This is a genomic window from Aurantiacibacter sediminis (assembly GCF_016019885.1).
Lineage (GTDB): Bacteria > Pseudomonadota > Alphaproteobacteria > Sphingomonadales > Sphingomonadaceae > Alteraurantiacibacter > Alteraurantiacibacter sediminis.
The window spans coordinates 141,581-160,692 of sequence record NZ_JAEANY010000004.1; the positions used below are offsets into that span (position 1 = coordinate 141,581).

Here is a 19,112-nt window from a genome sequence, read left to right on the forward strand (position 1 = left end):
ACCAGCCGCGCGGGGCCGGGATCAGCCGGCAGTCTTGTCGTTTCGCGACTGAGTTTCGGGGGTTTCCGAAGCTGCAGGTGCATCCTCGGCCGGGGCTTCGATCTGCGGGCTGTTTTCAGAAGACGCGCGCGTTTCCTCAGTCATACCCTTTTTGAAGCTACTAATCCCCTTGCCGAAATCGCCCATCATTTCAGAAATGCGGCCGCGCCCGAACAGGACGAGAACGACAATAGCGACGATCAGAATCTGCCAAATACCTGGCTGCATGATATTTCCTCGATTGGGATTGAGGGCTTAACTTAAGCCTTTTCGTCCGGAGTTTCCAGCGCTGCGATTCTCGCCGCGCTATCTGCATCCGAAATGTTTGCACTCATATCGGCCTCTTCGGCCGTATCTTCTGCCTCCGCAGCCTGCTCTGCTGCCAACTGCTCTTCCTTCTTGGCGACCATGTCATCATAGGCATCGTTGACCGGATCGAGCAGGCCCGCGGCTTTCAATTCGGCAAGGCCCGGCAAGTCCTTGCGGGTCTCCAATCCGAAATGGCCGAGAAAATCCGGCGTCGTGGCGTAGATCACCGGCCGACCGGGCACTTCACGCCTCCCTGCGGCGCGCACCCAGCCTGCTTCCATCAGCACATCCAAGGTCCCGCCACTGGTCTGCACGCCGCGAATCGCCTCGATCTCCGCACGGCTGACAGGCTCGTGATAGGCAATGATTGCGAGAACTTCGGTGGCCGCGCGCGAAAGCCGGCGCACCTGCTCTTTTTCTCGCCGTAGTAGATGTGCAAGATCGGGCGCGGTCTGAAATTGCCAGCGCCTGCCTCTCTCCACCAGCACCACGCCGCGATCCTGATAAAGTCCCTGCAATTCCGAAAGCGCATCCTTGACATCGGCATCGCCCAAATGCGCGGAAATCTGCTCGCGCGTCATCGGCTCTTCCGCTGCGAAAAGGCAGGCCTCCACCGCGCGTGCGAGATCGGATGGTTGCGCGCTCATGCCCGCATCCGCCGCAGATGGAGCGGGCCGAAAGTGTCGTCCTGACGAAGCTCCGCCTTGCCCAGCCGCGCCAGTTCCAGCGCCGCAACGAAACTCGATGCAAGCGCGCTTTTCTTGAGGCGCGGTTCGGCATCGCCCGGCAGGAAAGCGCGGATTTCCATCCAGTCCACTGTGACGCCGAGCAGGGCAGAAACGCGATCAAGCGCGCTATCCAGGGTCATCACAGGCCGCTCAGCCACCATGTGCACGACAGGCTCCGTGCGCAATTTGACCTGCCCGTAAGCGCGCACGAGCTGATACCAATCGCATTGCCACGCGTTCTTGCGCAGGATCTTCAGGCCTTCCGGCGCGCCGCGAGCGAATACATCGCGGCCCAATCTATCCCGTGTCATAAGGCGAGCGCCCGCTTCCCGCATCGCGCCCAAACGCTGGAGCCGCAATTGCAGCCTGAGCGCTAGTTCTTCAGGCGAAGGGTCTTCCTGCTCTTCCTTTGGCAGCAGCAGGGCGGATTTAAGGTAAGCGAGCCAAGCGGCCATCACAAGATAGTCTGCCGCGATCTCCAGCTTCAACGCTTCGGCCCGCTCGATATAATCGATATATTGATCGACCAGCGCGAGGATGGAAATGGATTTGAGATCGACCTTTTGCCGGCGCGCGAGATCGAGCAACAGGTCAAGCGGGCCTTCCCAGCCATCGAGCTCCAGATAGAGCGCATTCTCATCGACCGTGCCCGGTGCGGCGATGCCCCGCCATTCTTCACCGCTATCCGTGACCTCGTCAGTCCGTTCGACCAACCCGCCTTCTTCGATGGCCGCGCTCATGCCTGCACTCCCGCCGCTTCAAGCAACCCATCGCGCTGGGCGACGAGTTTGTCACGAGATGCAGAATCACCAGGCGTGCCAGTATCAGCGAGCGCCCGATCTAGCCGAGCATGCGCTGCATCTGTCATGGCAGGAACGGCTTTCATTGTGCCTTCCATGTCGTCCATCTTGCCCCAGCAATTGAGCACGACATCACACCCCGCCGCGATCGCGCGGGCAGAGCGTTCAGGAATAGTGCCTTCCAGCGCTTCCATGTCGATATCATCGGTCAAAAGCAGACCATCGAATCCTATGCGGCCGCGAATGATTTCGCCGATGACCTTTTCGGACAAAGTTGCCGGATTGTCCCTATCCCATGTGGGGTATCTGATATGCGCGCTCATGCCGATTGGAGCGTCAGCGAGCTTCTGGAACGGCGCGATGTCGACTTGCAGTTCTTCCGCGCTCGCTTCCACCACGGGCAAGTCCTTGTGGCTATCCACCATGGCGCGCCCATGCCCCGGCATGTGCTTGATGCAACCCGCAACGCCGCCGCGCGCGAGGCCATCGAGGACGGCCCGACCAAGTGCAGCGACTTGCATCGGTTCTGCACCCAGAGCCCGGTCTCCGATCACATCGTGAGAGCCCTCCACTCGCACATCGAGGAGCGGCAAGTAATCGACGGTGATGCCGACTTCGTGCAAATCCATCGCCAGCAATTGCGCATTGGCGCGCACCGCCTGGATCGCGCTGGCTGGTGCAATCTCGTAGAGCTGGGCGAAGACGCCCTGCGGTGGGTAGGCGGTCCATTCGGGCGGCTTCATCCGCGATACGCGGCCGCCTTCCTGGTCGATACTGATCAGCAGCTTTTCTCGGCCATGTATGCTGCGTAGATCGTCGGTCAGCGCACGCAATTGCTCACGCGTTTCGACATTGCGACCGAACAGTATGTAGCCCGCCGGGTCAGCCTCTTTGAAGAAAGCGCGTTCGGCATCGGTCAGCTGCGGACCGGAAAGGCTGAAAATTGCGGGCGTCATATGCTCTATTTACGCCTGAAAAGCGCCAATCGCGCAAGCGATTCACCATAGCCCATAGGGGAAAACGACAGGAACTGCCGGATCTAGTCGGCCCTGCAATTAGCGCACATAGCAATCCCCGCCCGATGCGCGGATTGAGCGGCAAACGCTATCGGCTGCAGAACGATCGGAAGCGACAGCTTGCAAGCGGAATACATCCGCGCCATTCACTTCGGCTTCGACAATGCGATAGCGCAGCCCTGACAGCGCGCTGAAACGGTTCGAAGCGCTGCTCCAGGCTGTCTGCGCATCGGAACGGCTACCGAACGCACCGATCTGGACGTAAGCGCCGCCAGTAGCTTCCGTTTCGCCGCGTGAGCCCGATACACCATCCTGATTGCGATCTATGCTGGGGCGTGCATTGCTATCTCCGCCATCGCTCGCCTCGATCCGGCCGCGCGTGCTCTCACCCTCGGCGACTTGGAAGGCCTGATCGCCCGTGCCCGAAACGTCGCGGCCACCCGGATCTTCCGGGCGCTGTTTGTAGGCGCCTTCCGGCGCTTCGATTGTGCTGCCGTCTGCGATCAGTTCAGCATCGGGCGTGTCTTTCGTGAACCACCAGACGCCGAACAGCGCCGCGGCGACAACCAACAGGCCGACTACCGCAATGCCGATCAGGCGGAAGTCGAAACCACCTTCATCCTCGTAATCATCGCCTTCGAGCCATGGGAGATCCTCATCCTCGTCAGCAAGAGCCAGCTGCTCCTCCTGCTCCAAGGATTCATCCCCGGTCTCGTTTTCATCACCTTGATAGGTCATGTGTTACAACTCCTCGACGGCTTCGACCCCCAATAGCGCGAGCCCGTTACGAATTACCTGCCCGATCTGCGCTGACAAGAACAGTCTCGCGGCGGACAAATCGGGCTGCTGTGCCACGATAATGCGCTTTTCCGCATCGTCATTGCCCAAATTCCAGAAGGCATGGAAGGCGGCTGCGAGGTCATAGAGATAGAAAGCGATCCGGTGCGGTTCGCGCGCGCGGGCAGCAGCTTCGACCTCGCGCGGGAATTGTGCAGCTTGCTTGACCAGTGCCAGATCATCTTCGCCTAGCAATTCCAGTGAATAGCCGGAAGGCTCGATACCCTGCTCATCCGCCTTGCGCAGGATCGAGCAAATCCGCGCATGGGCGTATTGCACGTAGAACACCGGATTATCTTTCGAGGCTTCGACCACTTTGGCAAAGTCGAAATCCATCTGCGCTTCGGGTTTGCGGGTGAGCATGGAGAAGCGAACGACGTCCTTACCCACTTCATCGACCATGTCGGCGATGGTCACGAAATTGCCCGAACGCTTGGACATCTTCGCAGGCTCGCCATCGCGCAGCAGCTGCACCATCTGCACCAGCTTAACATCGAAAGGGATGGGCTTGCCGTCGCCTTCGGACAATGCTGCGACGGCCGCCTTGATGCGCTTCACCGTGCCTGAGTGATCCGCACCCCAGATGTCGATCAGCTCGTCAGCCTTTTCGGCCTTTTGCATGTGATAGGCGAGATCGGCGCCGAAATAGGTCCATTTGCCGCCAGACTTTTTGATCGGGCGGTCCTGATCGTCGCCATATTTGGTGGAGCGGAACAGCGGCAGTTCGACAGGCTCCCAATCCTCCGGCGGGGCCTTGCCCTTGGGCGCTTCCAGCACACCGTCATAGACAAGGTCATGTTCGCGCAGCCAAGCCTCGGCAGCTTCGGGCTTTTTCGCCGCCTGCAGCGCCGCTTCGGACGCGAACACGTCGTGTTCGATACCAAGCTTGCCGAGATCGGACTTGATCATGTCCATCATCCGCTCGACAGCAAAGGCGCGGAAGATGGGCAGCCACTCCGCCTCATCGGCGGCCTGGTAGCGATCGCCGAATTCGCTTTTCGCATCCTCGCCGACCGAGACGAGATAGGCACCGGGGTAATAACCTTCGGGAATCTCGCCGATGTCTTCGCCCAATGCTTCGCGGTAGCGCAGGTGCGCCGAGCGGGCGAGCGTATCGACCTGGCTGCCAGCGTCATTCACATAGTATTCGCGCGTTACCTCATGTCCTGCATATTCCAGCAGGCTGGCGAGTGCATCGCCGACCACCGCGCCGCGGCAATGGCCCATATGCATGGGGCCGGTGGGGTTGGCTGAGACATATTCGACATTCACGCGCTTGCCCTGCCCCATGGTCGATTTGCCATAGGCATCGCCAAGCGCAGCTATCGCGGCAATTTCCTCGCGCCATACGATGGGAGCCAGACGCAAATTGATAAAGCCGGGGCCTGCGATTTCAGCGCTTTCGATCAGCGCATCGCGGTCCAGATGTTCGACGATCTTTTCCGCGAGCGCACGCGGATTGGTCTTCGCCTGCTTGGCCAGCACCATGGCCGCATTGGTGGCGAGATCACCATGCGAGGAATCGCGCGGCGGCTCTACGCTGACATTGTGGCGCGGCGTATCGGGCGGCAGCGTGCCTTCCGCCTCAAGCGCGGCGAGCACCGCATCGATTTTCTCCGCAAAAGCGGCGTAAAGAGTGTGTGTTTCAGACATGCCGGGCCGGTTAGCCTTTTTGCATGCCAGGGGGAAGGCTCTGATTGTGCCCCGAGGGGGCGATCAATCAGCGGGTCGCGTTATATTCCAACTGCTCGTCTTCGAGCTGGAACCCGATGAGCAGCTCGAATGTCGCACGAGCAACTGCGGCGCGGACTTCCGGCTCGGTCAGCGGATCGACTGCAGCGGAGAGATCGCCGGCGCGGCGGCGGCGGGTAATACGCTCACGAATATCTTCCGGGAGCGTTGCGGCTGCACGATCGACGAAAGCGCCGGCTGTGCCGGTTGTCTGGGCGCGCGCCTGACCGTCTGCAAAATTCAGCGTAACAGTGCCAATCCGCTTCGAGACCACCGAGTTTCCGCCGCGCATCACGGTCGAGAAGAAAGGCAATTCAACGGTACGCGCGCCGCTGGTGTTCCGGCGCTGGGCGACAACGTCAAAGGTTGCGTTGGTGTAGACCTGCGCACCCGTTTCATCGCACGTACTCTGGACGTTGGTGATCGCTGCGGTAACATCCAGCGCGTCTGCGGTGCGAGCACCGGGCGTTGTAAACAGCGTCACATCGCCGGTGTAATTCGGCACACCCACTGCCGGACATACGGAGCGCAAAGCCGTGATCCCGACGCCCTGATCGACGACAAGCTCTCCCTCGCCCGAACAGGCGGCGAGCAGCATTGCAGATGCGGATGCGGCGAAAAAGGCGGGGCGAAACTGCATATACGTCCTTAAACCTGCGCGGCCGGGCATCGGCCTGTCTTGAATATCGGAGGGAGAGAAACGAAATCTCTTTTCCGAAAGAAGTGCCCCTAGCCCTTTCGCGGGGCAGCCACAACCGCTAGAGCTGACAGTATGAACGCCCCCTTTCAGGAAAATCGCTCCGGCGAGAAAAAATCGCCGCTCAAGGTCTTGATTGCAGCGCCGCGCGGCTTTTGCGCGGGCGTGGATCGCGCGATCGAGATCGTGGAACGCTCCATCGAACGCTATGGCGCGCCGGTCTATGTGCGGCACGAAATCGTGCATAATCGCTATGTGGTCGAGGGCCTGCGCGAAAAAGGGGCTATTTTCGTCGAGGAATTGGATGAAGTGCCGGACGATGCACCGGTGGTATTCAGCGCGCATGGCGTGCCCAAATCCGTACCCGCAGAGGCCGAGCGGCGTGAGATGATCTATCTCGATGCCACTTGCCCCCTGGTAAGCAAGGTGCACCGCCAGGCCGAACGGCAGATCGAGAAAGGCCAGCACATCATCTTCATCGGCCATCAGGGCCACCCGGAAGTGATCGGCACAATGGGTCAAGTTCCCGAAGGCCGGATGACGCTGGTCGAAACTGTCGATGACGTTGCGAAGCTGTCATTCACCGAGGAAGACGACCTCGCCTTCCTGACCCAGACGACTCTATCGGTCGACGATACGGCAGATGTCATCCGCGCTCTGAAGACGCGCTATCCGCAGATCATCGCCCCCAAGGCGGAAGACATCTGTTACGCCACATCAAACAGGCAGGCATCTGTGAAAGCCATCGCCGGTGAATGCCAACTTGTGCTGGTGATCGGCGCGCCCAATTCGTCCAACTCTTTGCGGCTGGTCGAAGTGGCAGAGCGCATGGGTGCAACATCCTACCTCATACAGCGGGCGGACGAAATCGATCCGGCCTGGCTGGAGAATGTCGATACGGTCGGCGTCACCGCCGGCGCTTCGGCTCCTGAAGTGCTCGTGCGCGAAGTGCTCGCAAAGCTCGGCGAGATGTGTGACGTAACCGAAGAGACCGTCCGGACGACCGAAGAGAAAATGATCTTCAAACTGCCTCGCCAGCTGACCGAATAGGCCGCTTTGTGGCGGTCTACACGCAGCTTTCTGCAGAAACGCTGAGCGATCTCATCTCGCATTACGACGTGGGCGAGCTCGTTTCGGCCAAAGGCATTGCCGAGGGCATTTCCAATTCCAACTGGCTGGTGGAAACTACGACCAGCCGGTTCATCCTGACCATGTACGAGCGGCGCATCGACATTGCCGATCTGCCGTTTTTCCTTGGACTGCTCGATCATCTGTCCGCCAAGGGGCTGCCCGTTCCGCGCACGATCCACGATACATCGGGGGCCGCCTCGCGCATGATAGATGGCAAGGCAGTGGCGCTGATCGAATTCCTGCCGGGTGTTTCGATCGACAATCCCACCCCTTCACAAGCACACAATGTCGGCGCGGTGCTCGCGCGCCTGCACCTTGCCGCGGACGATTATCCGGGACGGCGGACGAATGATCTGGGGCCTGACACTTCACTGCACGTGCTCGAACAGTGCGGGGCAGAGGCATTGGCTAGGATCGACGCAGAACTGCCTGAAATGCTTCCAATGGCCCGATCGATTGCCGCCGACTGGCCGAAGGATTTGCCGCGGTCAGTCATCCATTCGGACCTGTTCCCGGACAATGTGCTGATGCTGGGCGACGAAGTCAGCGGACTGATCGATTTCTATTTCGCCTGCCACGATATGACTGCCTATGACCTGGCGGTTACGCATGCCGCGTGGAGTTTTGACCATGACGGTCGCAGCTTTCGCTCAGATATCGGCAGCGCCTTGATCGGCGGCTATCAATCGGTGCGCGCGTTGAGTGTCGCAGAACGCGCGGCAATGCCCATTTTGGCGCGGGGCGCGTGCATGCGATTCATCTCCAGCCGGACGCAGGACTGGATCGATACACCGACAGATGCGCTCGTCACCCGTAAAGACCCGATGGATTTCGTCCGCCGCTTGCAATTCTACCAAAGCAATGGTGCAGAGCTCTTCGCATGAAACATGTCGAAATTTTCACCGATGGTGCCTGCAAGGGCAATCCCGGACCGGGCGGCTGGGGCGCATTGTTGCGCATGGGGCGGCATGAAAAGGAGCTGGTCGGCGCCGAGCCCGAAACCACCAACAACCGGATGGAAATGACCGCCGCGATCAAGGCGCTCGGCGCACTGATCGAGCCGTGCGAAGTAACGCTCTACACGGACAGCAAATATCTGATCGATGGCATCACGAGGTGGGTCCACGGCTGGAAAAAGCGCGGCTGGGTCAACGCCAGCAAGAAGCCAGTGAAGAATGCCGATCTGTGGCACGACCTGATTGAGGTAGCATCCACCCATAAGATCAACTGGCAATGGGTGAAGGGCCACAATGGCCATCCGGAAAACGAGCGTGTCGATCAGCTCGCCAGCGATGCGGCTGACGCGATAAGTCGCGGCTAATTTCGCTCGGGCATGAAAAAGGCCAGCCCCGCACGGGACCGGCCTTCTTCAAATCCGCTGCTGAAAAGCCTTAGCTCTCGTCGACGATCTTCGCGCCGGGGCCATTCTTCTGGATCGATTCGATAGCATTCTTGGCGCTGGCCTTGGACGAATAGCCTTCGGTCGAAAACATGATCTCGTCATTATATTTGAAGCGGACACGAAATTCGCCGGCCTTGTCCTTATAAATCTGGAAATGATGCGCCATGGAAATGCTCTCCTCTAGTGGTTGTAATCTTCAAGCTGAATTGGCGGCAGCATAACAAATTGACACCGCTTGGCTAGGCCACCGGGAGGGCAAAGCGATCTGGCGTGTATAAATTTACATCCAGAGCCTCGGTCATGGCATCCCGGTCCTGTCCGCTGGCCAATTGTGCGCCGAGGCGCGCAGCGGCAGGCGCGGTCTGGATTCCGTAGCCGCCCTGGCCGGCGAACCAGAACAAGCCATCCAGCTCGGGATCGAAGCCGTAAACCGGCAGGCGATCTGGTGAAAAGCTGCGCAGCCCCGCCCATTTGTGCTCCACCGCCTCGATTTCCCAATCGACCACGTGCTGGAACCGATCGATCGCGAGCGCGATGTCCATCTCTTCAGGCGCGGCATCGCATGGCTCCGATGGCGTTTCATCATGCGGACTGAGCCAAAGCTTCCCGCTTTCCGGGCGGAAATAGAAGTCGCCCGAGAGATCGAGCGTAAGAGGCAGGTCGGCAGGCGCTGACGGATTGACGCGCAATTGCGCCACTGTTCGGCGTAGCGGCTGGATGCCTATCGGACGCGCGCCGCACAATAGCGAGACACTGTCTGCCCAGGCTCCCGCGGCATTGATCACCACAGCCGCACGCACTTCTCCGGCGGTCCCGAAATCGAGCCGCCAGTCCGCCCCGTCTCGCGCTGCCGCGGCCAAACGGTGACGGGTTCGCAATTCGACCCGGCCTTTTCGCGCAAGCGAGAGGTAGTGCTGATGTAGGCCGCCCACATCGATGTCCGCGCAATTGGGCTGGCTGAGAGCGTGATCCCATCCCGGCAGCACGCCGGGCAGCATCTGCTCCAGCCCCGCACGATCCAATCGCCTGATCGTCACGTCAGAATCGGCGAAGCGTTCGAGAAAGCTGTCGACTTCCTCTTCCTGCCCCGCGCGCCCGACATACAAACCGCCGCGCGGCGTCAGGAAACCGCCCTCCTGAAGATACGGGCCCGAAGCCAGCGTCAGCGGAACGATATCGGGGCCGCCGTAACACTCTTCGCGAAAGGCAGCGGACCGACCCGTCGTGTGATAACCCGGACGATCCTCTGCCTCGGCCAGCAACACGCGGCCATGCGGAGCGAGTTCGGCAGCGATACTCGCCCCGGCCATGCCCGCGCCGATTACAGCGAAGTCGAACGTCTCACTCATCCCGTCAGCTTTCGCTCCAGGAAATCATCGATGGCTTCCAAAGCTCGATTTCGCACGGAGTCTTCTTCGCGAAGGATTTCATGCCGCGCTTCGGATCCGAAAGTCAGGTGGTCGACATCGGGCAGGCGTGCAATGGCGCTTCGGATTGCCGCCGGGCTCACAAGCCTGTCCGCATTGGTCGCGATCACAAACACGGGCAGATCCACCGCTTCGAGCGCGCCCTTCGTGAAGATCTTTGCCGTGCTGTGATAAGCGGCATTCACCCAGCCCCAGCTGCCGGGGCCAAGCTCCAGCTCGGGGCGACTCTCGCGCCACCACAGTTCATCGGCATAGCGATCCTCATCATGGGTCAGCAGCGTATTGCGCAGGCCGGGCTTGGCACCGGGTTTTTCACTCATTTTCCATGCGGGACGTTTGGGATCGCCAATGCGCGCCATCATGCTGGCAAAGCCGCGCTTGACCGGGAGCGGCAGATGCTCGGGCATAGTGTCGAGCATGGGTGCGGAAAGAATCAATGCGTCAGGCGCAGGAGATAGCGCCTCGTCGATCACCGCGCGCAAAGTCAGGTGGCCGCCCATGGAGTGGCCTGCCAGCACGCGCGGGCCGGAATGGCGAGCGGCCCATGTCCCCCAGAAGGCGGCGAGGTCTGCCACCCACAGATCGAAATCGTCGATATGGCCCGTTGCCTTGTCATTGCCGAGACGACCCGATCCGCCCTGCCCACGCCAATCCGCCGCCGAAACCCGCCAGCCCTGCAGGCGCCAATGCTCGAAGGTTTCGATATATTTCTCATAGGCATCGCCGCGCCCTGCCATGAACAGCATCGCGCCTTTTGGAGCGATGCCGGCGGGCGGGTCCGGCCAGTCGATATGGCGGATCTGGTGCCCGTCAGGCGCATGCCACATGCCCTCTCGCGCATCGGCCGGAATGGCCCTGCGATCGAATGCGGCAGCGATGACGCTTATGCTTTGGCTAATTTCAACCTCCTGCCCTTGGTTACTATTTGGTAAGCCATAAGCGCTAGCACGAGCATCCAAGGGATATTTGGGGGCTTTATGCTAGACGATCCAATCAAGTACGGACTGCTTGCGGCATTGGCAATTGCGCTGATCATCGCAGCTATCACCGATCTCAAAAGCCGCCGCATCGCGAACAAGCTGAATGCGGCGATTGCTCTTGGCGCACCGCTGTTCTGGTTTGCTTCGGGCATGAGCTTTCTGCCGTCTGGCGATGGCTGGTTCGAACCGACCAGCGTCGTGATGCAGCTTGCCCTCGCTCTCGTGACCTTTGCCGTGCTTTCCGTTTTATTCGCTTTGAGGTGGATGGGAGGAGGCGATGTAAAGCTCCTGACCGCGCTCGCGTTATGGATCGCTCCAGCAACTTTCGGAAAGCTGCTTATCATGATGGCGCTACTCGGCGGCGTACTGACTTTAGTCTTCGGGTCGATCAACGTCATGTCCCGCCGCCACTCAAAAAGCAGCGAGAAAAATCCACTTACCATTCCATATGGCGTGGCCATCGCACTCGCCGGCCTGTGGGCCATCGGCACATTCTATCTTCCCGCATCGGCAGCCGCCGGTGTGACGGGGTGAACCTCATTTTAACCATTGTCGGTCTATCCCGACCGCAACGTAATCCGAGATCCAAATAAGGGGGCTTGACGCACCATGGACAAGAAGAAGCTCATTTTGTTGGTAGGGGCACTGGTCATTGCGATCGGTACGGCCCTTGCTGCCCGGAGCATGTTCGCCGGCGCGGCGGCTCCTGAAGTCGAAGCTGCCGAACCGGAGCCGCAAGGCCCCAAAGTGCTGGTTGCGAAACGCAGCCTGCCGGTCGGCACGATCATTACTGCAGATGCGGTGGGCTACCAGCTCTGGCCGCAGGAACTGGTGCAAGACGCCTATTTCATCGACGGTGAAGCTGACATGGAGCAGCTGCTGGGTACGGTTGTTCGCAACCCGATGACGGCAGGTGAGCCGGTGACACAAGGTTCGCTCGTATCGCCTGGCGATCGCGGCTTCCTTGCCGCTGCGCTCGGCCCGGGCATGCGCGCTGTGACCGTTCCGGTTAGTGCACGCACCGGTGTGGCAGGCTTTGTCTTCCCGGGTGACCGCGTCGACATGATGCTGACCCAGACCGTGACGGGTGAAGGCGGCGGTGCAGGGCAAGCTCTGCAGGCGGCTGAAACCATCCTTACCAATCTGCGCGTCCTGGCGACCGACCAGTCGACCGAAACCACGCAAACCGAAGACGGCCGCACCGTGGTTCGCGCATTCCGTACGGTGACGCTGGAAGTGACCCCGCGCATTGCCGAACAGATCGCGGTTGCACAGACGATCGGTACGATCAGCCTGGCGCTGCGTTCGATCGCCGACAACCAGACCGAGCTTGAGCGCGCTATTGCCTCTGGCGATATCGACCTGCCCGATGATGCAACGCCCGAAGAAGAAGAAGCATTGCTTCGTTCTGCCTCCGCACGTCCGGGTGAAGGTGCCAGCTCTTACCAAACCGGCGGCGATGTCTCTCGCTTCCAGCGTAGCACGGTTCCCTCGCGCGCTCCGGCTCCGCAGCCTGACAATGCCCAGCCTGCACCGGCACCTGGCGGTGCACTAGCTCCGGCCGTCCAGATGGGCCCCTCGGTCCGTGTGACCCGTGGCCAGAACACCACTGTTGAACCGGTCGACCGCGGCGCAGGCGCTCTGCTTGATCGCCAGGCTGGAGCCATGGGCCAGGGTGCCCGGGTCGCTCCGGTCGGCATGTCGACCCTGCGGTGATCGCCATGACCCAGACAAAACATTCTAATCGCTCAATTTCCCGCGGGAATTTTCCGAAAGGCAAGACTATGACCAGCCGTCTTTTCAAGACCGTCATGAGTGCCGCTGTCGCGCTCACGCCGCTGGCGATGCTGCCGGCCGCTCCGGCCCAGGCCCAGTCCGTTGCACCGGCACAGGATCTCGTCCTGTCAATTGGTCGCGGCGAATTGGTGACTGTGCCCGGCAATATGGCCGACATCTTCGTTGCCAATAATTCCATCGCCGATGTGCAGGTGAAGTCGCAGCGTCAGCTGTATATCTTCGGCCTTTCAGGCGGCGAGACCACGATTTACGCCAGCAATGCTGCAGGTGACATCATTTGGTCTGCCAATGTCCGTGTGGGCTCCAACATTGACAGCATCGATCAGATGCTGGGCCTCGCAATGCCGGAAGCCAATGTTTCGGTCGCCACGATGGGAACCAACACTGTGCTGCTGACCGGCACGGTGGCGGCTCCTGAAGACGCTGCCGAAGCAGAGCGCCTGGTACAGGCTTTCGTAGGCGAGGATGCCAATGTCATTTCCCGCCTGCGTATGGCGACGCCGCTGCAAGTCATGCTGCGCGTTCGCTTTGCCGAAGTCAGCCGTTCGCTGGTTCGCAATATCGGCGCTAACCTGACGTCTGTCGATAGTGGCGGGGGTTTCCAATTCGGTGTCGGTACGGGCCGCGAGGGCTTTTTCCAGGGCGGTACGGGTCTTAACGCATTGGGCGTTGGCAATGTGCCGACCGGCCTGATCCCCGACCCGAACAATCCGGGCCAATTCATCGAGGGAACCGGCACGCAGATCAATCCGATTTCGCCCGGCGGCACAATTGCCGGAATGGGCGAGTTCCTCGGCCTCGACCTGCTTGGCGCACTCGACCTTGGCGAACGCCGCGGTCTGGTGACCACCCTTTCCGAACCGACCCTGGTCGCGCTTTCGGGTGAGACGGCAGAATTCCTTGCTGGCGGTGAATTTCCGATCCCGCTGAGCCAGGGCCTTGGCACCACCACCGTCCAATATCGCGATTTCGGTGTCAGCCTGTCTTACACGCCGACGGTCCTTTCCAACGGCCGCATTTCGATGCGCGTCCGCCCGGAAGTATCCGAGCTGTCGACGCAAGGTTCGGTCGTTCTTAACGGCTTCCAGATCCCTGCTCTGACGATCCGCCGCGCGGAAACGTCGATCGAGCTGGGATCGGGCGAAAGCTTCATGATCGCCGGCCTGATGCAGAACAACGCGCAGAACACTGTCGACCAGATCCCGGGCGTGGGTGACATGCCCATCATCGGCAATTTGTTCCGCTCGACGGAATTCCGCCGCGGTGAAACCGAGCTGGTGATCGTTGTGACGCCTTATTTGGTCGAGCCGGTCAATGATCGTGACATCCGCTTGCCGACCGACGGCTTCGCCGTCCCCGATGCAGCTGCGCAGGTCATGATGGCTCAGGAAACCGACGGAACCACTGGCCGGATACGTCCGATGCCGCGCCCGGCGAACCCTTCGCCGACCGGTCCGGACCTTAGCCTGATCGAACAGAATGGCACCGCTGTTGCTGGCGGGGAAACCCCCGGCGCAGCTGCGCCCCAGTCCGCCGCGGCAGCTGTGCCCGGCTTCAGCTTCGACGATGGAGAGTGATCACCATGACCAATCGTAACAAACGCTTTGCCGCGACAGCCGTGGCACTCTCGCTCGGTGTCGGTCTTTCCGCCTGCGGAACGCTGAACGAAGGCCCGCAGAATTTCTCGCTCGACAGCGTGAATCAGCCGATCGTCGAACGCCAGAACTACACTCTGGATGTCGCCAGCGGCGGCAGCGGTCTCTCGGTTCCCGAACAGGCGCGCCTTGCAGACTGGTTCGAAACGCTCGACCTTGGCTATGGCGATCGCATCGCCGTGGATGATCCGACGGCCAGCCCCGCTGTGCTGGAAGATGTCGCAGCAGTCGCAAGCCGCTTCGGCCTGCTGGTCAGCCCAGATGCGCCTGTCACCAATGGCTTCGTCGATCCGGGCAATGTCCGCATTGTCGTCACCCGCTCCATGGCCAGCGTTCCCGGCTGCCCGATCTGGCGTGACCAATACGGCATCGAGCAGGGCAACCAGACTTCGCCCGGCTTCGGCTGCGCGGTCAACAGCAACATCGCCGCCATGGTCGCCAATCCTGAGCATCTGCTCGAAGGGGAAAGCGGCACTGGTGACACTGTAATCATGCGGTCCAACCGCGCCATCGATGCATATCGTGAAGCGGAACCGTCAGGCAATGGCGGCACCTCGCTGCCGCGTGTTTCTTCGGAAGGGGGCTAATCTAATGAGTTCAAGTTGGAAACCCGGACCGCTCGGCAATCGCGAGCCGTTCTCTGCCTTCATCTGCGACGATGGTGCACTGGATGCACTGCGCCCCGTAGTGATCGAAATGGGCTGGCAGCCGGAGAAGTGCAACAAGGGCGGTCTGCGTAACGCGATCCAGTCCCTCTCCATCTCCGCAAGCCCGGCCATCTTGATGGTCGATCTGTCGGAAAGCGGCGATCCGCTGAATGATATCAACGCTCTTGCCGAGGTTTGCGAACCGGGCACGGTGGTGATCGCAGTGGGCCAGGTGAACGATGTTCGCTTGTATCGCGATCTGCTGGCAAGCGGCATTCACGATTACCTGCTGAAGCCGCTTTCGGCGAGCCAGCTGCGCGATTCGCTCACGCAGGCCCAGGCGGTGTTCTCTTCGCCGCGCGGCGGCGATGGTGAGCAGGAGCACACCCATATCTCGACCGCTGTGGTCGGCACGCGTGGCGGCGTTGGTGCCTCCACTCTCGCCACCTCGCTCGCTTGGCTGTTCTCGGTCGAACATGAGCGTTCGACTGCGCTGCTCGATCTCGATGTGCATTTCGGCACCGGCGCGCTTTCGCTGGATCTGGAGCCGGGCCGCGGCCTGACCGATGCGATCGAAAACCCGAGCCGTATCGATGGCCTGTTCATTGAGCGTGCGATGATCCGCGCGAATGACAATCTCGCCATCATGTCTGCCGAAGCGCCGATCAATTCGCCGCTGATGACCGACGGCACGGCTTTCCTCCAACTGGAGGAAGAATTCAGCCAAGCCTTCGACATGACGGTGATCGATCTGCCGCGCAACATGCTGATTAACTTCCCGCATCTGCTGACAGATGTGAATGTTGTGACGCTGATGACCGAGCTGACGCTCGCCTCTGCCCGCGATACGATTCGTATTCTGTCGTGGTTGAAGCAGAATGCTCCGGGTGCACATCCGATGATCGTCTGCAACAAGATGCAGGGCGGCGCAGCTGAAATCAGCAAGGCTGACTTCGAGGCTTCGATCGAACGGAAAATCAACTTCCAGATTGCGATGGACCAGAAGGCGGCTGCCAATGCTGCGAAGCTCGGCCAGACGTTTATCGAAGCCAACAAATCTTCCAAAACGGTCGGCCCGATGCGCGATATCGGCAACACCATTATCGGCGTAGCCGATGATGACGGCGCCAGCCTGGAAGAAAGCGGCAAAAAGGGCGGTGGCCTCGGCAAATTCGACCTGAAATCTTTCTTGGGCGGCATGTCCAAGAAGGACAAGGGCGCAGAAGCCGTCGAAGCAGCCGAATGATCGTGACGGAGCGGGTCTTCAAGGCCCGCTCCGCCATGCTCGCCAACTGAATTTACGTAAAGAGAAGGCGGACAATGAACATCATCCAGCTCGTGCTTGTGGCCGGTGGCCTGATGGGATTGATGATCCTTGGCTATGTCCTGTTGAACGGGAAATCACCGGGCAAGGAAAGCCAGCGTCGCCTCGAGGCGGTGCGTTATCGCCATTCTGAAAGCACCACAGACAAGGTTGAAGGGCAGCTGAAGAAAGCCATCGCCGCGCGCAAGCCGAAGCAGTTCAAAGCTGCAGGTTCCGGTTCTCGCGTCGAGGCACTTGAAGTCCGTCTGAACCGTACAGGCATGGGCTGGACGCTGCAGCAATATCTGTACGTATCGCTGGGCCTGGCTGTCGTAGTGACCGCGCTTGCCTATCTGCGCACGGGCGCAGCGCCAATTTCGCTCGGCATCGGGCTGGTCATCGGTGCGGGCTTGCCGCACCTGATTGTCGGCCATTTCATCAAGCGCCGGACCAATCAGTTTAACGCCAAGTTTCCGGATGCCATCGAGCTGTTGGTGCGCGGCCTGCGCTCCGGCCTTCCCGTTGCGGAAACGCTGTCCGTCGTAGGTCAGGAAATTCCCGGCCCGGTGGGTGTCGAATTCCGCCAGGTGGTGGAGCGGATCAAGATTGGCCGCACCATGGAGGAATCCTTGCAGGAAGCCTCGGACAAGCTCGGCACGGCAGAGTTTCAATTCTTCGTCATCACCCTCGCCATTCAGCGCGAGACGGGTGGCAACTTGGCAGAGACGCTGTCGAACCTTGCCGACGTGCTGCGCAAGCGCGCGCAGATGAAGCTGAAGATCAGGGCGATGAGCTCCGAATCCAAGGCCTCAGCCTATATCGTGGGTGCTCTGCCCTTCATCGTGTTCGGCATGATCTACTGGATCAACCCCACCTATATTGGCGGCTTCTTCGAAGATGAACGCCTGATTGTCACCGGCCTGTTCGGCCTCGTTTGGATGGGCATCGGTGCCTTCATCATGGCCAAGATGGTCAGCTTCGAGATCTAAGGGAGGAGGGAAATGATGAATATATTGAGCCTCGCCCCTGCAAGCGGCCCCACCCTTCTGGGAGTGGATGTGATCCTCGTCGGGTCGATCCTGGTCGGGATCACGGCAATTGCCGTCATGATGGCGATCTATGCTGCGGTGACCGTGAAGGATCCGATGGCAAAGCGCGTCAAAGCGCTGAACGATCGCCGTGCGGAACTCAAAACCGGTATGCTCACCAACACTGCCAAAAAGCGGCAGAGCCTGGTGCGCAAGACCGACACGACCGAGAAGATGAAAGACACGTTGCAGGGCATGAAAGTCCTGCAGGAAGAGCAGGTCAAGGATGTCCAGCAAAAGCTGGCGCAGGCAGGCTTCCGAAACAAGGAAATGGCCGTTGTCATTATCTTTGCGCGCATGGTCTTGCCGGTTGTTCTCGGCCTTCTCGGCATTGTCTTGTTCTACTGGACCGACACCTTTCCCGATTGGGGCAGCACGAAGCGGTTCCTCGCTTTTGCTGGCCTTGTCATTGCTGGCTATAAGGGGCCGGAAACCTACCTGAAAAATGTCGCGACGAAGCGGACGAAAGAAATCCAGAAAGGCCTGCCGGACGCGCTTGATCTGCTGGTGATCTGTGCAGAGGCGGGCCTGACGGTGGATGCAGCCTTCAACCGCGTGGCGCGCGAACTGGGCCGGGCCTATCCGGAACTGGGCGACGAATTTGCCCTTACCGCGATCGAGCTGTCCTTCCTGACAGAACGCCGTCAGGCATTCGAAAACCTCGCTTACCGCGTGGATCTCGACGCTGTGCGCGGCGTGGTGACGACGATGATCCAGACCGAACGCTACGGTACGCCGCTAGCCTCCGCTTTGCGCGTGCTTTCGGCTGAATTCCGTAACGAGCGGATGATGCGTGCTGAGGAAAAGGCCGCGCGTTTGCCTGCGATCATGACAGTGCCGCTGATCCTGTTCATCCTGCCGGTGCTGTTCATCGTGATCCTGGGTCCGGCCGCCTGTTCCATCGGCGATGCCTTCTCCGGCGATGGGCCGGGAAGTAACTAAACTTTCACCGCCCCGCGTGGGCAGTGGGCAAGATAAACCCCGCCGGTGCGAGCCGCGCTGGGTTTTTCATGCGCGCTTTCAGTTTCGGCGCTGACTTTAGCCTTACTTGAGGCCGTAATTGCCTTTGGAAAGATCCTCACCAGACATTTCCTCGGCCATGCTGCGCGCCCGCTCGAGCAGGGCACGAAACAGCTCAAGCTCGTCGTGAGAGAATCCTTCGAAAAGCTTGGCTTCCATCTCCAGCGCAAGCGGCATGATTTCCGCATGCATCGCTTTTCCGTTTTCGGTCAGTTCAAGCAGGTGGGAACGGCCGTCCTGCTCATTTGGGGCACGCTGTGCGAGCTCACGCTCTTCGAGCACTTTGCATGCGCGATTGACCGCGACCTTGTCCATCAACGTCCGCTTGGTGAGGTCGCGCTGGGTCATCGCGCCGGCATCGCCTAACACCGCCATCACCCGCCATTCCGGAATGCTCAGGCCCCAGCGCTGGCGATATTCCATCGCGATCCGGCCGCTGACGGCATTGGACGCCAGTGACAATTGATAGGGGAGGAAGCGCGAAAGAAGACTGGCTGGTTGCATA

Annotated in this window: 21 protein-coding genes; 10 read left to right on the forward strand and 11 right to left on the reverse strand. The window is 60.3% G+C overall.

The window, feature by feature from the left end:
- Nucleotides 1-21 precede the first annotated feature (21 nt).
- The 7 genes from tatA to I5L03_RS12180 form a co-directional block, all read right to left on the reverse strand.
- Nucleotides 22-267: a twin-arginine translocase TatA/TatE family subunit gene (tatA, locus tag I5L03_RS12150; RefSeq protein WP_197922105.1), complete on the reverse strand. Its 246-nt coding sequence runs from the start codon at nucleotides 265-267 to the stop codon at nucleotides 22-24.
- Nucleotides 268-299: 32 nt separating this feature from the next.
- Nucleotides 300-995: an SMC-Scp complex subunit ScpB gene (scpB, locus tag I5L03_RS12155; protein WP_197922116.1), complete on the reverse strand. Its 696-nt coding sequence runs from the start codon at nucleotides 993-995 to the stop codon at nucleotides 300-302.
- The gene (locus I5L03_RS12160; RefSeq protein ID WP_197922118.1) at nucleotides 992-1,816 is read right to left on the reverse strand and encodes a segregation and condensation protein A; all 825 of its coding nucleotides are present in this window, start codon (nucleotides 1,814-1,816) and stop codon (nucleotides 992-994) included. Before I5L03_RS12160 ends, scpB begins: the two co-directional genes overlap by 4 nt.
- Nucleotides 1,813-2,832 (reverse strand): beta-N-acetylhexosaminidase, encoded by a 1,020-nt coding sequence (gene nagZ / locus I5L03_RS12165; RefSeq protein ID WP_197922120.1) that lies wholly within the window; start codon nucleotides 2,830-2,832, stop codon nucleotides 1,813-1,815. Before nagZ ends, I5L03_RS12160 begins: the two co-directional genes overlap by 4 nt.
- 99 nt (nucleotides 2,833-2,931) lie before the next feature.
- On the reverse strand, nucleotides 2,932-3,630 hold the full coding sequence (locus I5L03_RS12170) for an SPOR domain-containing protein (protein ID WP_197922122.1): 699 nt from the start codon (nucleotides 3,628-3,630) through the stop codon (nucleotides 2,932-2,934).
- Between the two features lie 3 nt (nucleotides 3,631-3,633).
- The gene (gene argS / locus I5L03_RS12175; RefSeq protein ID WP_197922124.1) at nucleotides 3,634-5,382 is read right to left on the reverse strand and encodes an arginine--tRNA ligase; all 1,749 of its coding nucleotides are present in this window, start codon (nucleotides 5,380-5,382) and stop codon (nucleotides 3,634-3,636) included.
- 67 nt (nucleotides 5,383-5,449) lie between these two features.
- Nucleotides 5,450-6,100 carry a hypothetical protein gene (locus I5L03_RS12180; protein WP_197922126.1) on the reverse strand — a complete coding sequence of 217 codons (651 nt, stop codon included), beginning with the start codon at nucleotides 6,098-6,100 and terminating at the stop codon, nucleotides 5,450-5,452.
- Nucleotides 6,101-6,232: 132 nt separating this feature from the next.
- Between I5L03_RS12180 and ispH the strand changes: the two genes are divergently transcribed.
- The 3 genes from ispH to rnhA are packed head-to-tail and all read left to right on the forward strand — an operon-like array spanning nucleotide 6,233 to nucleotide 8,609.
- Entirely contained in the window at nucleotides 6,233-7,207 is a 975-nt protein-coding gene (gene ispH / locus I5L03_RS12185; protein ID WP_197922128.1) for a 4-hydroxy-3-methylbut-2-enyl diphosphate reductase, read from the forward strand.
- Between the two features lie 8 nt (nucleotides 7,208-7,215).
- Complete coding sequence (gene thrB / locus I5L03_RS12190; protein WP_197922130.1) at nucleotides 7,216-8,172, forward strand: homoserine kinase; 957 nt, start codon at nucleotides 7,216-7,218, stop codon at nucleotides 8,170-8,172.
- Nucleotides 8,169-8,609 carry a ribonuclease HI gene (rnhA, locus tag I5L03_RS12195; protein ID WP_197922138.1) on the forward strand — a complete coding sequence of 147 codons (441 nt, stop codon included), beginning with the start codon at nucleotides 8,169-8,171 and terminating at the stop codon, nucleotides 8,607-8,609. Before thrB ends, rnhA begins: the two co-directional genes overlap by 4 nt.
- 70 nt (nucleotides 8,610-8,679) lie before the next feature.
- Here the strand turns inward: rnhA and I5L03_RS12200 are convergent, their stop codons facing one another.
- The 3 genes from I5L03_RS12200 to I5L03_RS12210 all read right to left on the reverse strand — a co-directional run bounded on the left by I5L03_RS12200 (nucleotide 8,680) and on the right by I5L03_RS12210 (nucleotide 10,944).
- Nucleotides 8,680-8,856, reverse strand: a complete 177-nt coding sequence (locus I5L03_RS12200; protein WP_197922139.1) for a YegP family protein — start codon at nucleotides 8,854-8,856, stop codon at nucleotides 8,680-8,682.
- A gap of 73 nt (nucleotides 8,857-8,929) precedes the next feature.
- On the reverse strand, nucleotides 8,930-10,039 hold the full coding sequence (locus I5L03_RS12205; protein WP_197922140.1) for an NAD(P)/FAD-dependent oxidoreductase: 1,110 nt from the start codon (nucleotides 10,037-10,039) through the stop codon (nucleotides 8,930-8,932).
- Entirely contained in the window at nucleotides 10,036-10,944 is a 909-nt protein-coding gene (locus tag I5L03_RS12210; protein WP_197922142.1) for an alpha/beta fold hydrolase, read from the reverse strand. Before I5L03_RS12210 ends, I5L03_RS12205 begins: the two co-directional genes overlap by 4 nt.
- A gap of 150 nt (nucleotides 10,945-11,094) precedes the next feature.
- On the opposite strand from I5L03_RS12210, the gene I5L03_RS12215 reads away from it, so the two are divergent.
- The 7 genes from I5L03_RS12215 to I5L03_RS12245 all read left to right on the forward strand — a co-directional run bounded on the left by I5L03_RS12215 (nucleotide 11,095) and on the right by I5L03_RS12245 (nucleotide 18,529).
- Entirely contained in the window at nucleotides 11,095-11,631 is a 537-nt protein-coding gene (locus I5L03_RS12215; protein ID WP_197922146.1) for an A24 family peptidase, read from the forward strand.
- A 75-nt stretch (nucleotides 11,632-11,706) separates the two neighbouring features.
- Nucleotides 11,707-12,813, forward strand: coding sequence for a Flp pilus assembly protein CpaB (gene cpaB / locus I5L03_RS12220; protein ID WP_197922148.1), 1,107 nt, complete (start codon nucleotides 11,707-11,709; stop codon nucleotides 12,811-12,813).
- A gap of 68 nt (nucleotides 12,814-12,881) precedes the next feature.
- A complete protein-coding gene (locus tag I5L03_RS12225) occupies nucleotides 12,882-14,471 on the forward strand; it encodes a type II and III secretion system protein family protein (RefSeq protein WP_234035240.1) in 1,590 nt (529 codons plus the stop codon).
- 5 nt (nucleotides 14,472-14,476) lie between these two features.
- Nucleotides 14,477-15,136, forward strand: coding sequence for a CpaD family pilus assembly protein (locus I5L03_RS12230; protein WP_197922158.1), 660 nt, complete (start codon nucleotides 14,477-14,479; stop codon nucleotides 15,134-15,136).
- Nucleotides 15,137-15,140: 4 nt separating this feature from the next.
- Entirely contained in the window at nucleotides 15,141-16,442 is a 1,302-nt protein-coding gene (locus I5L03_RS12235) for a pilus assembly protein CpaE (RefSeq protein ID WP_197922160.1), read from the forward strand.
- Nucleotides 16,443-16,516: 74 nt separating this feature from the next.
- Nucleotides 16,517-17,488, forward strand: a complete 972-nt coding sequence (locus I5L03_RS12240) for a type II secretion system F family protein (protein ID WP_197922161.1) — start codon at nucleotides 16,517-16,519, stop codon at nucleotides 17,486-17,488.
- Nucleotides 17,489-17,500: 12 nt separating this feature from the next.
- Nucleotides 17,501-18,529, forward strand: a complete 1,029-nt coding sequence (locus I5L03_RS12245; protein WP_234035241.1) for a type II secretion system F family protein — start codon at nucleotides 17,501-17,503, stop codon at nucleotides 18,527-18,529.
- A 102-nt stretch (nucleotides 18,530-18,631) separates the two neighbouring features.
- Here the strand turns inward: I5L03_RS12245 and I5L03_RS12250 are convergent, their stop codons facing one another.
- Nucleotides 18,632-19,111, reverse strand: a complete 480-nt coding sequence (locus I5L03_RS12250) for a MarR family winged helix-turn-helix transcriptional regulator (protein WP_197922163.1) — start codon at nucleotides 19,109-19,111, stop codon at nucleotides 18,632-18,634.
- Nucleotide 19,112 lies beyond the last annotated feature (1 nt).